Source organism: Peptoanaerobacter stomatis, from assembly GCF_000238115.1.
Lineage (GTDB): Bacteria > Bacillota > Clostridia > Peptostreptococcales > Filifactoraceae > Peptoanaerobacter > Peptoanaerobacter stomatis.
In genome coordinates this window covers 119,307-135,221 of sequence record NZ_JH414551.1, presented here as the reverse complement: position 1 = coordinate 135,221, position 15,915 = coordinate 119,307, and the positions used below count along the sequence as shown (strand labels likewise).

Annotated in this window: 17 protein-coding genes; all 17 read left to right on the top strand. The window is 32.8% G+C overall.

Features of this window, described 5'->3' with window-relative positions; genetic code table 11:
* Nucleotides 1-5: 5 nt before the first annotated feature.
* The gene (locus tag HMPREF9629_RS05575) at nt 6-785 is read left to right on the top strand and encodes a motility protein A (RefSeq protein WP_009525395.1); all 780 of its coding nucleotides are present in this window, start codon (nt 6-8) and stop codon (nt 783-785) included.
* A gap of 2 nt (nt 786-787) precedes the next feature.
* Complete coding sequence (locus HMPREF9629_RS05570; RefSeq protein WP_009525394.1) at nt 788-1,531, top strand: OmpA/MotB family protein; 744 nt, start codon at nt 788-790, stop codon at nt 1,529-1,531.
* Nucleotides 1,532-1,555: 24 nt separating this feature from the next.
* The gene (locus HMPREF9629_RS05565; RefSeq protein WP_009525393.1) at nt 1,556-1,990 is read left to right on the top strand and encodes a flagellar basal body-associated FliL family protein; all 435 of its coding nucleotides are present in this window, start codon (nt 1,556-1,558) and stop codon (nt 1,988-1,990) included.
* An 18-nt stretch (nt 1,991-2,008) separates the two neighbouring features.
* Complete coding sequence (gene fliM, locus HMPREF9629_RS05560; RefSeq protein WP_009525392.1) at nt 2,009-3,007, top strand: flagellar motor switch protein FliM; 999 nt, start codon at nt 2,009-2,011, stop codon at nt 3,005-3,007.
* Entirely contained in the window at nt 2,997-4,199 is a 1,203-nt protein-coding gene (fliY, locus tag HMPREF9629_RS05555) for a flagellar motor switch phosphatase FliY (RefSeq protein WP_009525391.1), read from the top strand. The genes fliM and fliY overlap by 11 nt, the downstream gene beginning before the upstream one ends.
* Before the next feature lie 19 nt (nt 4,200-4,218).
* Nucleotides 4,219-4,581 carry a response regulator gene (locus HMPREF9629_RS05550; protein WP_009525390.1) on the top strand — a complete coding sequence of 121 codons (363 nt, stop codon included), beginning with the start codon at nt 4,219-4,221 and terminating at the stop codon, nt 4,579-4,581.
* A gap of 4 nt (nt 4,582-4,585) precedes the next feature.
* On the top strand, nt 4,586-4,849 hold the full coding sequence (locus tag HMPREF9629_RS05545) for a flagellar biosynthetic protein FliO (protein WP_009525389.1): 264 nt from the start codon (nt 4,586-4,588) through the stop codon (nt 4,847-4,849).
* Nucleotides 4,839-5,633, top strand: a complete 795-nt coding sequence (gene fliP / locus HMPREF9629_RS05540) for a flagellar type III secretion system pore protein FliP (RefSeq protein ID WP_009525388.1) — start codon at nt 4,839-4,841, stop codon at nt 5,631-5,633. Before HMPREF9629_RS05545 ends, fliP begins: the two co-directional genes overlap by 11 nt.
* Before the next feature lie 8 nt (nt 5,634-5,641).
* Nucleotides 5,642-5,911, top strand: coding sequence for a flagellar biosynthesis protein FliQ (fliQ, locus tag HMPREF9629_RS05535; protein WP_009525387.1), 270 nt, complete (start codon nt 5,642-5,644; stop codon nt 5,909-5,911).
* Nucleotides 5,912-5,937: 26 nt separating this feature from the next.
* A complete protein-coding gene (fliR, locus tag HMPREF9629_RS05530) occupies nt 5,938-6,720 on the top strand; it encodes a flagellar biosynthetic protein FliR (RefSeq protein WP_009525386.1) in 783 nt (260 codons plus the stop codon).
* Between the two features lie 97 nt (nt 6,721-6,817).
* Nucleotides 6,818-7,873: a flagellar biosynthesis protein FlhB gene (gene flhB / locus HMPREF9629_RS05525; protein ID WP_242822016.1), complete on the top strand. Its 1,056-nt coding sequence runs from the start codon at nt 6,818-6,820 to the stop codon at nt 7,871-7,873.
* Nucleotides 7,874-7,880: 7 nt separating this feature from the next.
* Nucleotides 7,881-9,911 (top strand): flagellar biosynthesis protein FlhA, encoded by a 2,031-nt coding sequence (gene flhA / locus HMPREF9629_RS05520; RefSeq protein WP_009525384.1) that lies wholly within the window; start codon nt 7,881-7,883, stop codon nt 9,909-9,911.
* Between the two features lies 1 nt (nt 9,912).
* Entirely contained in the window at nt 9,913-11,193 is a 1,281-nt protein-coding gene (gene flhF / locus HMPREF9629_RS05515) for a flagellar biosynthesis protein FlhF (protein ID WP_009525383.1), read from the top strand.
* On the top strand, nt 11,190-12,056 hold the full coding sequence (locus HMPREF9629_RS05510; RefSeq protein WP_009525382.1) for a MinD/ParA family protein: 867 nt from the start codon (nt 11,190-11,192) through the stop codon (nt 12,054-12,056). The genes flhF and HMPREF9629_RS05510 overlap by 4 nt, the downstream gene beginning before the upstream one ends.
* Before the next feature lie 12 nt (nt 12,057-12,068).
* Complete coding sequence (locus HMPREF9629_RS05505; protein ID WP_009525381.1) at nt 12,069-12,725, top strand: flagellar brake protein; 657 nt, start codon at nt 12,069-12,071, stop codon at nt 12,723-12,725.
* Nucleotides 12,718-13,809 carry a protein-glutamate methylesterase/protein-glutamine glutaminase gene (locus HMPREF9629_RS05500; protein ID WP_009525380.1) on the top strand — a complete coding sequence of 364 codons (1,092 nt, stop codon included), beginning with the start codon at nt 12,718-12,720 and terminating at the stop codon, nt 13,807-13,809. Before HMPREF9629_RS05505 ends, HMPREF9629_RS05500 begins: the two co-directional genes overlap by 8 nt.
* A 3-nt stretch (nt 13,810-13,812) precedes the next feature.
* Nucleotides 13,813-15,906, top strand: coding sequence for a chemotaxis protein CheA (locus tag HMPREF9629_RS05495; protein ID WP_009525379.1), 2,094 nt, complete (start codon nt 13,813-13,815; stop codon nt 15,904-15,906).
* Nucleotides 15,907-15,915 lie beyond the last annotated feature (9 nt).

Sequence of the window (15,915 nt, the reverse complement as noted above, 5' to 3'; positions counted from 1 at the left end):
AGTAAATGGATATAAGTACTTTAGTTGGTCTTATCGGTGGGGCAGGTATTTTGATATTTGCAATAGTTGTCGGCGGAACACCGCCTATGAAATATGTAGATGCACCGTCTTTTCTTATAACCGTTCTCGGTACAATAGCAGCTACTATGATTGCATATCCGATGTCAACGATTAAAGATATACCTAAGCTGATGGCTAAGACATTTAAACAAAGCAACTCAGATCCGTCAAAAACCATAGGACAGATAATAGAACTTGCAAATAAAGCAAGAAAAGACGGTCTGCTTTCATTAGAAGAAGCATCAAGAGAAATGAATGATGAATTTTTGAAGAAAGGTCTTATGCTTATAGTAGACGGAACGGATCCTGAGCTCGTAAGGAATTTATTGGAAACGGAACTTGACTTTATAGAGCAAAGGCATAAAGTAGGTCAAGGTGCTATGGGTACAATTGCAAGTTTGGCTCCCGGATTCGGTATGATAGGTACACTTATAGGACTTATAGCGATGCTTCAGAATATGAACGACCCTTCATCAATAGGTCCGAGTATGGCGGTTGCGCTTATAACCACACTTTACGGTTCGTTGATGGCGAATCTGATATTTACTCCTATGGAAAAAAAATTGGGAGCAAGTTCGGCAGGCGAAATGCTTGAGAGAGGTATTATTCTTGAAGGTCTTTTATCTATACAGGCCGGAGAAAATCCGAGAATAATTGAAGAAAAATTAAAAGCATTCTTACCTCCTTCTATGAGAAAAAATGCCGCCGGAGGTGAAGGAGAATAGTTATGGCAAAAAAACAGGTTATAGAAGAAATAAAAATGGGTGCACCTGAGTATATGAATACTTATGGTGATATGATGACTCTTCTCTTATGTTTTTTCGTTATACTTTTTTCCATGTCCAATATAGATGCAAAAAAATTTGAAGCAATTGTCGTATCTTTTTCAGGATCTTTAGGAGTTTTAAGTGGAGGGAATACCCTTACTCATGAAGATGTGATAGATCAGGGGAGTATAAATGATAAATCGAATTCTGAAGTAACGGAATTAGATAATTTCAAACAACTTGAAGAGAAGATAAAAGAATATCTTGAGCAAAATGATCTTCAAGACAAAGTTAAAGTTGTCAATGAAGATCAAGGATTATTACTCAGATTTCAAGACAGCATATTATTTGACCAAGGGAGTGCTTCTTTAAAGAGCCAATCAAACGTAATCCTGAAGTATATTTCCGATATATTGAAAAGTCCTAACTTTAAAGATAAATTCATAACAGTTGAAGGACATACCGATAATGTTCCTATAAGAAATTCCACTTACAGTTCAAACTGGGAATTATCGGTGGCCAGAGCATGTAATGTCGTAAGATATTTGATAGAGGTTCAGGGATTGAATCCGACACGTTTATCTGCGGCCGGCTATAGTGAATATCATCCGGTAGGGAAAAATGACACAGTTGAAAATATGGGAAAAAACAGAAGAGTGGATATAATGATTATGAAGAGTAAAAATTTTACGCCAATAAAATAGTATAATAATAAAGAGGGATAAATAATGGATTCTAAGAAGTTTACTATTATATCAATGATAATTTTTGTTTTGTCATTGCTTGTATTTATTGCAACAGTAGTGCTTGTTTTTTTAAGACCTGTAGGCGGAAGCGGAGATGCAAAAGAATCTAAAAGAAAGGTTGCGACGCAAAATGTTGAAATCGGAGATGTATCTACACAAATAGGTTCTTCCGGAAGATATTATAAGGGGCATATATATCTTGTGGTAACAGGTAAAAAAACACCTGCTTCCATAGAAGAAATGATGCCGCAGATAAAAGACAGTATAATATCATCTATATCATATTCTGAAGTATCATCTATAACAAGTAAAAAAGGATTGGATGAATTGAAAGAAAAGATAAGAAATAATGTGAATGAAATTATCGGTACAGAAGATGTGGTAGGTGTATTATTTACGGAGAGCATTCTTCAATAGATAAGGTGGTGGTTAAGTTTGGCTGAAGTATTGTCCCAAAAAGAGATAGATGCTTTGTTGTCAGCTATTGGCGATGGCGATGTTTCTGTAGAGGATATGAAAGATGAACAGAAAGAAACTAAAATAAAAAGTTATGATTTTAAGAGTCCGAAAAAATTAGCAAAAGATCAGTTAAAAACCTTATCAATAATACATGATAATTACTCAAGAGTGCTTAATACATATCTATCAGGATATTTGAGGGTTATAACTGAAATAGAAGTTTCATCTGTAGAAGAATTATCTTATTATGAATTTAATAACTCCATAGCTAATCCTGCTATGATAGCTGTTGTAAATTTTGAACCCTTGCCGGGGCAGATAATAGTAGAAACTTCAAATAGACTTGCTTTTACCATGGTTGACAGAATACTTGGAGGAGACGGTCTTTATGAAGGAGAAAGCAGAGATTTCACAGAAATAGAGCTCACAATATTATCGAGACTTGTTAAGAATATAATAGGTTATATTCCTGAGGCATGGGAAAATGTCATAGAATTATCACCTTATCTTGAAAAAATAGAACCTAATTCTCAATTTGCCCAAATTGTTTCACCTAATGAAACTGTTGCGCTAATAACTCTTTCTGTAAAAATAGGAGAAATTGAAGGGCTTATGAATATATGTTTACCTCATATAGTTTTAGAACCTATAATACAAAATCTATCTACTAATTTCTTATTCTCAGGCATTAAAAAAGAGTTTGGCGATGAAGGTAAAGAAGAGCTTGAAAGATATGTAAGAAAGGCGGAACTGGAATCAAGTGCCGTAGTAGGAGAAGCTTATATAACAGTAGAAGATTTTATATTTATGCAAGTTGGAGATGTCATAAAGTTGAACACCAAGGTTGATAGCGAACTTGAATTAAAAGTAGGTGGAAAGACTAAGTTTTTAGGTTATCCGGGAACTTATAAGAAAAATATGGCATTTAAAATAAGTAAGGTAATAGAAAAGGATGAGGATGAATATGATGAATGATATGTTATCGCAAGAAGAAATAAACGCTCTTCTTAACGGAGGTACATTTAATGATGAGGCGACGCAAGAAGAGCCTAATACAGCCGTTCAGGAAGAGGCGTTTGATGATATAGAAAAAGATGCACTCGGAGAAATAGGTAATATAAGTATGGGAAGTGCAGCGACCACTCTTTTTACGTTATTAGGTCATAAGGTAGAAATAACTACACCTGTTGTAACTCAAACCACAATAAATGAGATAGCAAAAAGTCATCAAATACCTTTTGTATCGGTATATATCAGATATTCTGTTGGTATAGACGGAATGAATCTGCTGATATTAAGAGAAGACGATGTAAAAGTAATAACCTCGCTTATGTTGGGAGGAGATGGGAGAACGGATTTACCTGAAGAACTGACTGAACTTCATTTGAGTGCTATAAGCGAAGCTATGAATCAGATGATGGGAGCAACTGCAACATCTTTATCTGAGATGGTGGGAGGAAAAATAGATATAACTCCGCCGAAAGTTTCAAGAGTTACAATTCAAGGTGACAGATTGGATCCCGATATATTGGATCTTAATCAAATTATAATGTGTACATCATTTAGAATGAAGGTAGGAGACTTGATAGATTCTGAGATTATGCAGATATTACCTGTAGATTTTGCGAAGGAGTTAGTAGGAAAGATGATTGGAGTACCGGTTGAAGATGATGTTCCTGTAAAGGAAGAAACAATACCTATGCAACCTGAACCTGTGCAGGCATCGGAACAAGCTGTTATGCAACCGCCGCCGCCACAGCAAGAGGTAAATAATTATGCTCAAACACCTGTTATGCAACCTCAAATGGATTATGGATATCAACAAACCGCTCCGGTTCAAAATTATGTAAAAGTTCAACCGGCGCAGTTTTCGAGTTTTGATTCATCGGCTGCAAGACAGATGCAAGTGCCTGAGAATATAGATATAATCAAAGATGTAATGTTGCAAATAACAGTTGAACTTGGAAAAACTGTTAAACCTATAGATGAAATACTTGACTTTAAACCTGGAAGCGTATTGGAATTGGATAAAGTTGTCGGCGAGTCACTGGATATTTTAGCTAATGGAAAGAAAATCGCTATGGGTGAAGTTGTAGTAATAGATGAAAATTACGGTATAAGAATTACTGATATTGTAAAGCCTGACAAAAGATTACAAAGTTTATAAAATTTAGGAGGAATATGAAATGGCTAAAGGTATATTATTAGTTGATGATGCTGCTTTTATGAGGATGATGTTAAAAGATATTCTCGTTAAAAACGGATATGAAGTTTTAGGAGAGGCTGAAAATGGATTAAAAGCTGTAGAAAAGTATAAAGAACTTAATCCGGAATTGGTTATAATGGATATAACTATGCCTGAAATGGATGGAATAGACGCAGTTAAAGAAATTAAAAAGATAAATGCGGGAGCGGCTGTAATAATGTGTTCAGCTATGGGTCAGCAGGCAATGGTTATAGAAGCTATACAATCAGGCGCAAAAGATTTTATTGTTAAACCGTTTCAAGCTGATAGAATTTTAGAAGCTGTTAAGAAAGTAATAGGTTAGAACTTTGCCTAAATTGATTGTTCAATTGGTAGTATACACTATATTAATGATAGCTATGATAATAGGTTTACAAAAGGTATCTGTTTATATTCAAAATAAAAATTATAAGATGAACGGAGATAGAGAAATGAAAATCTTAGAGAGGCTGATCCTCTCTAAGGATAAAGAGTTATTTCTTGTTCAAGTATTGGATAAAAAATATTTTATAGGTGCCACAACGAACAATATTTCTATATTAAAGGAATTAGGTTCTGACAATGATAAGTAAAAATTTGTTAAGAAAAATCGTTTTAATTTTTGTTTTTTTAATTGGTGCAATTTGTTTTTTTGATGAGGTATCTTATGCTCAAAGTGTGACAGCTCCTGCTATTCCAAGTATATCTGTCAATTTTAATGCGGGGAATAACTCACAGAATATGAGCGAACCTGTTGAACTGCTTTTGATATTCACTGTGTTATCATTATTACCGAGCATAATAATAATGATGACAAGTTTTACAAGAATAGCGGTAATATTGTCTTTTTTAAAGCAGGCAATAGGGGCTCAACAGTCGATTCCTACACAAAGCATGATAGGTTTGGCGTTATTTCTGACTTTTTTTATAATGGCGCCTGTTGGTAATGAAGCATATCAGAACGGTCTCAAGCCGTATTTTGACAAATCTATAACGCAGGAGCAGGCTGTTGTAAATATTATGTCTCCGGTTAGAGAGTTTATGTTTAAACAAACCAGAGAAACTGATGTAAAATTATTTTTAGAGTTATCTAAAGATGAAAGTTTAAAAAATGATAATGTTACGTTAGAGAAGATACCGAACTCGGTATTGATACCGTCATTTATAATCAGTGAATTAAAGACAGGATTTCAGATAGGATTTATACTATTTATACCGTTTATAATAATAGATATGGTTGTTTCATCTACTCTTATGTCAATGGGTATGATGATGTTGCCGCCTATGATGATTTCAATGCCGTTTAAAATTTTACTGTTTGTATTGGTTGACGGTTGGGATTTAGTGATACGTTCTATAGTTATGGGATTTAAGTAGGGGGAATTATGGACATAGATGTTGTTGTAAATATAATACAACAAGCGGCATTAATGATATTGCTTTTATCAGCACCGATGTTGCTGATAGGATTGGCGGTAGGACTTATAGTGTCTGTATTTCAAGCTACTACTCAAATACAAGAGGCTACGCTGTCTTTTGTTCCTAAAATAGTCGCAGTGTTATTATCTTTGGTAATTTTCGGACCTTGGATAATATCCACGATAGTAAATTTTACCAAAAATTTATTTTTGGGAATAAACGGTTTTATAGGTTAAAAATATTAATATGATTAAGGAATATTATGTTTACTGATTTATTGACTCTTGTTACAAAGTCTATGGATTTATTTATTCTGATTTTTTCAAGAATGATGGGTATGTTTTTTATAGCGCCTATGTTTTCAAGGAATAATATTCCTGCCACTGTTAAGGTAGGGTTAAGTATGATAATGTCATATATAATTCTACCTTTTATAATATCGGAAACTGAATTACAAGTAGAAACTGCGGAATTCATATTTCTGATTGTAAAAGAAGTATTCACTGGTTTTTGTATTGGGCTTTGTGCGAATGTGATTTTTAATATATTTTCAGCTGCCGGAGCAAATGCAGATATACAAATAGGATTATCTATGGCTCAAATGATGGACACATCTACAGGAGAACAACGTACGGTAACAGGACAGTTGTTTAATGCTTTTGCATTTTTGATTTTTTTTGCAGTAGATGCACATCATCTTCTTATAAAGGCCATTGTAAATTCATTTAAATTATTACCTATAAATACAATTAACTTATACACTGATAATTTTATATCATTTGTAATAAAATTATATGGATATGTAACGGTTGCATCTATACAATTAGTTATACCTATAATTATAGTATTATTTTTAGGCAACGTATTGTTGGCATTTATGTCTAAAGTTATGCCACAAATGAATGTTTTTATAGTAGGTATGCCGTTTAAAATAATAGTTGGATTTATGATATTTTCTTTTACTTTGTCTTCTGTAAAAGGAATTATATTGGAAGTATTAAAAAAAATGATGGAATATTTATACTTGTTTATAAATATATCATAAATCCATAAGAACATTATGTCTTTTATTTGTAACTACAGTTTATTATTTTAGGTTGTAAAAATGTATGAATATATAAAATTGGACTTGCAACTGTTTTCTGAAAAAAACTGAAGAAGCAACGTCCAAGAAAAAACAGGATACAAGAAAGAAAGGTAATGTACTACAAAGTAAGGAGCTTACAGGCGCAATAACGCTTTTTGTGGCAGTATTTGCAATAAATATATATTCTGCCAATATACTTGAAGTTATAGTCAGTTCTGTGAAGTATTATAATGGACTGTTTTATGAATTAAATTTTAATGATATTACAGAAATATATAATATTTTAATAAAAGCGTTGATATTCACTCTGAGAGCAGTTATATACATAATTATACCTACATTTATAACAGCATTTGTAATTCAAAGATTACAGGTCGGTTCTCTATATACAACAGAACCGTTAAAACCTAAACTTAGCAGATTAAATCCGATAGAAGGTTTTAAGAGAATGTTTTCTATGCAGGCAGTTATGAACCTGATAAAATCTCTGCTTAAGATAATTTTGGTAGGCTACGTAGGATATATATATATAAGAGACAATATCGGTCTTGTTATGAAAGCTTATGAACTTGATAAGATGAGGTTTTCATATATGGTGTTTTTTTTCAGTATAAATATGGCGATTAGAATGGCGTTTGTTATAATAATATTGGGTTTTGCAGATTATTTTTATCAAAACTACAGCTATAAAAAGAATATAAGGATGTCCAAACAAGAAGTAAAGGAAGAATTCAAACAAACGGAAGGTGATCCGCAGATAAAAGCCAAGATAAAAGAGAGACAAAGGCAGGCGGCAATGAGAAGAATGATGCAGGAACTTCCAAAAGCTGATGTAATAATTACAAATCCTACACATTTTGCCGTAGCACTTAAATATGATGAAGATAAATATGATGCGCCCTATGTAATAGCAAAAGGTCAGGATTATATAGCTAAAAAGATAAAAGAGAAAGCTAAAGAGTATGAAATACCGATAGTTGAAAATAAGCCTTTGGCAAGAACTTTATATAAAGAGATAGAAATAGGAAGAGTGATAACACCGGATCTTTATGAAGCGGTTGCAGAAGTGTTAGCATATATCTATTCTATAAAAGAAAATAATAGGAGATAAATTATTAATGAAAGTCGGAGATATTTTTGTATCAGTAGGAATAATATTAATGATTTTGATGATAATCATACCTATGCCTCCGTTTTTAGTGGACATAATGTTGAGTATGAATATATCATTGTCATTATTAATATTATTAATATCAATGTTCAATAAAGAGGCACTTGATTTTTCAGTGTTTCCGTCTGTCCTACTAATAACTACAATATTCAGAATAGCTCTGAACATAACTACAACAAGATATATACTGTTAAAAGGAGATGCCGGAGAAGTTATAACTGCATTTGGAAACTTCGTTATGGGAGGAAATGCTGTTGTGGGATTTATAGTATTTATAATAATAGTACTTGTAAATTTCATGGTAATAACAAAAGGTTCAGAGAGAGTAGCAGAGGTTGCGGCAAGATTTACTTTGGATGCGATGCCTGGGAAGCAAATGGCGATAGATGCCGATTTGAATTCAGGTATGATAGATGAAGTAGAGGCAAGAAAAAGAAGAAGTAAAATTCAAAGAGAAGCAGATTTTTACGGCTCTATGGATGGTGCTACCAAGTTTGTAAAAGGCGATTCTATTGCAGGGATAATTATAACCTTTATAAATTTGATAGGTGGAATACTTATGGGTATATTATACCTTAATATTTCGGCCGGAGAAGCACTTCAAAAATATGCACTGTTGGCAGTAGGAGACGGCTTGGTATCATCAATACCGTCGCTATTGATTTCTACTGCGACGGGTATAATTGTAACAAGATCTGCATCAGAAGAAAATCTTGGTAATGACCTTAGACAACAGCTGTTTAGCAATTCTACAATAATGTTTATATTGTCGGGTGTTCTTTTTTCACTTGCACTTACTCCTCTTCCTACTATGCCGTATTTAATGCTTTCGATTGTATTTTTATTTGTAGGAAATGCACTTAGAACTAAAGATTTGGAACCTGAGGCGTCTCTTGGAAAAGAAGATGCGAGTCAAGATGATATAGAAGAAATAAGGAGACCTGAGAATGTGTTGCCTTTACTTAATGTAGAGTCAATAGAGTTGGAGTTCGGATATGGAATAATACCTCTTGCAGACAAAACTCAAGGAGGGGACTTATTCGACAGACTGGTTATGATAAGAAGACAATGTGCATTGGAATTAGGTATGATAGTTCCAATGATAAGGTTAAGAGATAATATACAGTTGCAACCTAATGAATATGTTATAAAGATAAAAGGGGTGGAAGTTGCAAGTGGTTCAGTATTATTTGACCATTATTTGGCAATGAATCCCGGAAATGCGGAAGAAGAATTAAACGGTATAGATACAATAGAACCTTCATTCGGATTGCCTGCAAAGTGGATAGATTCAAAAGAAAGAGAAAAAGCTGAAATATACGGATATACAGTTGTGGATCCGCCATCAATTATATCTACACATTTGACAGAGATAATAAAAAGGCACGCATATGAGCTTATAGGAAGACAAGATGTAAAAATGCTCATAGATAATTTAAAAGAAACACAACCTTCATTAGTGGAAGAGGTAGTTCCTTCGCTGTTATCTTTAGGTGAAGTACAAAAAGTATTGTCAAATCTGTTAAGAGAATTGGTATCCATAAGGAACTTTTCTACTATAATGGAGGCTCTTGCAGACTATGCACAAGTTACAAAAGATACGGATATGCTTACGGAATATGTAAGACAAGCTATGTATAGAAATATAACAAATCAATTTATACCGAGAAAAGAAGCAAAAGTTATAACTATGGATCCGGATATAGAAAAAACTATAATGGAATCCTTACAAACCACTGAAACAGGAACATATATGGCACTTGATCCTGCAAGATCACGTAAATTGGCAAACAATATAAGTGATGAAGTGGAAAAAATGGTGTCAGTTGGAGAGCAACCTATAATAGTGACTGCACCTGTTGTAAGATTTTATCTTAAAAAATTTGTTGAGCAGATAAGCAATGATATAATAGTTCTTTCATATAATGAGATAGATCCTTTAGCAAAAATACAATCTGTAGGGATGGTGAGTGCATAAAATGCAAGTAAAAAAATTTACCGGAGAAAATACAGCTCAAGTAATGGCATTGATAAGAAAAGAATTCGGTGACGAAGCTATAATTTTACAGACAAACAGAGTAAAGACAGGGGGATTTTTGGGATTTTTCCAAAAAGAAGCCATAGAAATATTGGCTGCACTTGATAATGAAGTTAAGATGAATAAAAAAAATACCTATCCTAAGACTTTGAATAGCGGAAGTAATATTTTTTCGAATGACAGTGAGTTTGGAAATATAAATAATTTTAGAGATATTAGTAAGGTGGACTTTAAATCACATATAGAAAATATGAATGATATAAAGGAAAAAAGGCAAGAAAATTTTATAGAAAAAAATTTTGTAAGTCCAAGAATTAAGCCGCAAATTGAGATAAAGTCTGATATATCAAAAGAAACTATAGAGGTAAAAGAAGATATTGATGAGATAAAAAATACAGTATTGCAGTTAAGTAAAAAGATAAATGATACATTTAAAACTCCGGAAGAAGAAGAAGAATATAAAAAAGAGAAAGAAGCCATTGATAAATTAATAAATGTGGGACTTTCTTATCAATTTTCAAAAGAAATAGTTACAAACCTCAAAAAAAGTGATAAAATAATCTCATACAATAATTTAAAATCTGAAATTATAGATATATTATCAAACAATAAAAAACCATCATATGATGATATTAAACATATAGTGTTTGTTGGTCCTACAGGAGTTGGAAAAACTACCACTCTTGCAAAAATAGCATCAAAAAAAGCGATAGAAGAGAGAAAAAAAATTGGATTTTTGACGCTGGATACTTATAGAATATCAGCTGTAGAGCAGTTAAAAACTTATGCTGAGATATTGTCTTCGCCTATAGAAGTAGCCTATGAAATACAGGATCTGAAAACGGCTATTGAAAGATTGTCAAATAGAGATGTTGTATTTATAGATACTGCAGGAAGATCTCATAATAATAAAGGACAAGTGGAAGATTTAAAAAATGTGTTGGATAATATATATAATAAAAAGATTTATATTGTTATAAGTGCAAACATAAATTTATCGGATATATATGATATAATAGATATATATAATTTTATTGAAGATTATGATATAATAGTTACTAAGATGGATGAAACAAAAAGATATGGAAACCTGCTGGATATAATGAATAAAACTAAAAAGAATATTGCATATACGGCGTTTGGTCAAAATGTTCCTGACGACATAGAAATATTTAACTTGGAAACCTATGTCAGTGAATTGATTGGAGAGATATATAAATGATTAATGACCAAGCTCAAGGTTTGAGAGATTTTGTAAACAATTTACAAATAGAAGATTTAAAGATAGAAGGACCTAAGGTTTTGTGCGTTTCAAGCGGAAAGGGCGGAGTAGGAAAGTCGAATTTTACTACCAACATAGCACTTGAGCTTAGCAAAAGAGGGAAAAGGGTAATAATAATAGATGCCGACTTTGGATTGGCAAATATAGAAATATTATTTGGAATCGTATCGAAAAACAGCTTTTTAGATCTTATAAATAATGAACTTGATATAAAAGATATAATGGTTGAAATGGATAACGGAATCAAGCTCATATCAGGAGGATCCGGAATATTGGAATTGGCAAATGTCAATGACAATAAATTGAACAAAGTGGTAAATTCTATAGCACAGCTTAAAGATATGGCTGATTATATTATAATAGATACAGGTGCCGGAATATCTAACGTAGTAACTGCATTTACGCATATATCTGAAGAAGTTATAGTGGTTACGACATGCGAACCTACATCAGTAGCCGATGCGTATGCGCTTATAAAAATGATTATAAAGAAAAACCCGAAAAAAACCATAAATATTGTAGTAAATAGAGCTGATACTATAAGAGAAGCTGATGCTGTATTTGAAAATATAAATTCAGTGTCAAAGAAGTTTATAAATAAGGAACTTAGATATTTGGGATATATATACAATGATACTGCCGTATCAAAAGCGGTTAAATGCCAAAAAGCATTTGTAGACTTTTTGCCTTCAAGCAATGCCGCTAAATGTATACGCTCTATATGTGATAAGATGCTTGATACACAAGTCAGCGCAGGAGGATTTTTAAAATTTATGGATAAATTTAAGGGATTATTTAGGTAGAGGTGAATTATATTGACATCAAATTATCCGAAAATATGGCAAAATGTAAAATTGGTAAAAACTAAGATAACAGGAGAAATGGAAGAGTATGCAAGCAAAATAGTGGGGATTGAAGAAAACGACATTTTTCTGCTTGAAACTCCGATAAAGCAAACGCAATTAGTGTTATTGATAAACGGTTCTGTAGTAAACATGATATATATGCACGAAAATTTGGGCATGTACAGTGTTGATTTGGAAGTTGTTGAAAAAATAAGGGATGATAATAACATTCCTCTTGTAAGAGCAAAAAAAGTATCAGATATAAGAAAGATACAAAGAAGAAACTTCTTTAGACTGCTCACATCTATGGATATTGCAGTAAGAAAAATAAACGGTGTTGTGGTTGAAAATACTAAAACCGTTGACATAAGCGGTGGTGGAATAAGGCTGCTTTCAAAACAGGATTTTGAGATTAATGATATAGTAAGATTGGATTTTCAACTTGAAAGCAAAGAATTCAGCGTTGATGCAAAAGTAGTAAAAATAGATTATACCGATGTTAGAGGGACAAAAGAAGTAAGTTTGCAATTTATAGATATTTTAGAAAAAGACAGAAATGAAATTATAAGATTTATATTTGACAAGCAAAGAGAAGGAATAAAAAAAGGAATGTTTTCTAATGAGTAAAAATATTCGTGTTTTAAATGTGGACGATTCAGCTTTTATAAGGAAATTATTAAAAGATATACTTGAAAGTGATGATGATTTTGATGTTGTTGATCAGGCTAAAAATGGGAAAGAAGCTATAGAAAAAATCAAACAAAATAAGTATGATGTCATTACATTGGATATAGAAATGCCTGTTATGGACGGACTGACAACCTTGAAAGAAATAATGAAGATTTGTCCTACACCTGTTGTTATGATGAGTTCTCTTACAAAAGAAGGTGAGCAGATAACATTGGACGCTCTTAATTTGGGAGCAGTTGATTTTATAACAAAACCTAAAAATGTGTTTTCTGTAAGTTCAGATGAGATAAAAGCGGGTATAATAGATAAGATAAAAAATGCTCGAAAAGCCAATATGAAAATGGTTAGATATTCAAGTCTGTCACTTTCTCGAAATAACAATTATACTAAGATACCGAATGAATATAATGTGATAAAACATAATATAGGTTCTGCCGATACAATAAAGACTATTATAGCAATAGGAACTTCTACAGGAGGACCGAGAGCTTTGCATGAAGTTATACCGAATATATCAGGTAAAGTGAATGCACCTGTTTTGATAGTTCAGCATATGCCTAAAGGATTTACCAAATCTTTAGCTGAAAGGTTGGATTTAATCTCAAGTGTGAAAGTAAAAGAGGCTGAAGACGGGGAGATATTGAAAAACGGTTGGGCATATATTGCACCGGGTGGAGTTCATATGAAAATCAAATCTTTCGGAGCGGATAAATTTAAAATATTTTTAGATGATTCTGAAAATGTTAACGGACATAAACCGTCAGTAGATGCTATGATGTTTTCGGTTTCTAAAAGCAGTGTCAGAGAAGTTGTTTCTGTGGTTATGACAGGTATGGGAAATGACGGTGCAAAAGGGATAGAAACTTTAAAGACTGAGAAAAATGCGAAAACTATTGCTGAAGATGAGAAGACCTGTATTGTTTTTGGTATGCCGAAAGCCGCTATAGAAACAGGAAAGGTGGATTTTATAGTTCCGTTGAATAAAATAGCGGATGAAATCAATAAAATTATGGGGGTATAAATTATGATGGATTTTGATCAATATATTGATATTTTTTTGGATGAGTCAAAAGATCATTTGCAAAATCTTAATGAAGCTTTGTTGAGGTTAGAAGAGGATCCGGAAAATTTGGATACAGTAAATGAAATATTCAGAATGGCTCACACATTAAAGGGAATGTCTGCAACCATGGGATTTGAGATAATAGCTAAACTTACTCATAAGATGGAAAATATATTAGACGGAATAAGATCTCATAAGTTTACCCTAAACAGAGATATGATAGATATTTTATTTGAAGGGCTTGACATATTGGAAGGACAGGTAAAGACAATAGAAAACGACGGAAAAGAACAACAGATAGATATATCAGATATAATAAACAGACTTGATATATTGGAAAAAGGGGGTTCGCTTGCAGGAGGCGTATCTGAACCGAGCAATTCTGTAACAAAAGAGAGTGAAGCCGTTTCAAAATCATCAGGTTTGTCATTTGAAATCTCAAAAGAAGACAAAGATGCACTTTATGTTTCTTCAAAAGAGATGTTAAAAGACGGATATAATTTATACAAGATAGATGTTGATTTAGAAGAGAGTTCTATGCTCAAATCAGCAAGAGCATTCATAGTTTTTAAAAATCTTGAAGAAGCCGGAGAAGTGATATATTCTCATCCGTCGTCTGATGATATAGAAAAAGAAAGCTTTGAGGGACATTTTACTATACTTCTTTTAACTCATGAAACGCTTGATGAAATTAGATCAAGCATAGAAGGGGTTTCAGAAGTGGAAAAAGTTTCAGTTGACAACTTTGATATTGAACTTCTAAATTCTGAAAAAGAAGAAGAAAAATCTGAAGAAAAGCAGGAACAACCGAAAGAAACCGTTCAAGCACCTCAAGCTCAGCAACCTAAAAAGGAAGAACCTAAAAAAACGGCTCAGGCAGCAAAATCTCAAACGGATAAAAAAGCAAAATCAGGTAAAACTATAAGAGTTGATATAGACAGATTAGATAATCTTATGAATTTGGTAAGTGAGCTTATAATAGTAAAAACAAGACTTGAAGATAATGAGATTTTTTCAAAGCGTCAAAATATGACGGAAGCTATAGAATATCTTGAAAGAATAACTACAAGTTTGCATGATGCGGTTACAAAAGTCAGAATGGTTCCTATAGAGAGAGTGTTTAACAGATTTCCTCGTATGGTAAGGGATTTATCAAAAGATCTTAACAAAGAGATAAATCTTATAATGGCAGGTGAGGAAACGGAAGTAGACAGAACCGTTATAGATGAAATAGGAGATCCTTTGGTGCATTTGCTTAGAAATTCAGCTGACCACGGTATAGAATCTCCGGGAGACAGAATAGCAAAAGGCAAACCTGAAGTAGGAACTGTAAGACTTGTTGCATATCAAGACGGAAATACGGTTGTTATAGAAGTTACAGATGACGGAGCAGGTATAAATACTGAAAAAGTAAAACAAAAAGCAATAGAAAGAGGAATATTAACACAAAGTCAAGCTGATGAGCTTGAAATAAATAAGGCAGCAGAGTTGATATTTGCAGCAGGATTTTCTACAGCAGATAAAATAAGCGATGTATCCGGTAGAGGTGTCGGACTTGATGTTGTTAAAACTAAAATTGAATCACTAAGCGGAACTGTTGAAGTAAGAACAGAAAAAGATAAAGGTTCAGCATTCATAATAAGACTTCCGCTCACACTTGCTATAATACAGGCATTGCTCGTTATAGTAGGAAATGAAAAATATGCAATACCTCTTAACAATATAAAAGAGATAACCAATATTGATACTGTAGATATAAGAAACATAGAAGATAAAGAGATAATATTATACAGAGGAGTACCTCTTGAACTTAAAAGAATGTCTGAAGTATTGGATTGTGAAAATCAAGAAAGAAAAGAGGGTAATGTAACTGTTGTAATTGTAAGAAAAGGTGAAAAAGACCTCGGACTTATTATAGACTCTCTAATAGGTCAGCAAGAGATAGTAATAAAATCTTTAGGACCTTACCTAAGTTTTGTAAAACTTATTGCCGGAGCTACTATACTGGGTAATGGAGGAGTAGCACTTATAATAGATACAAATGAGATATTTTAAGGTGGGAGG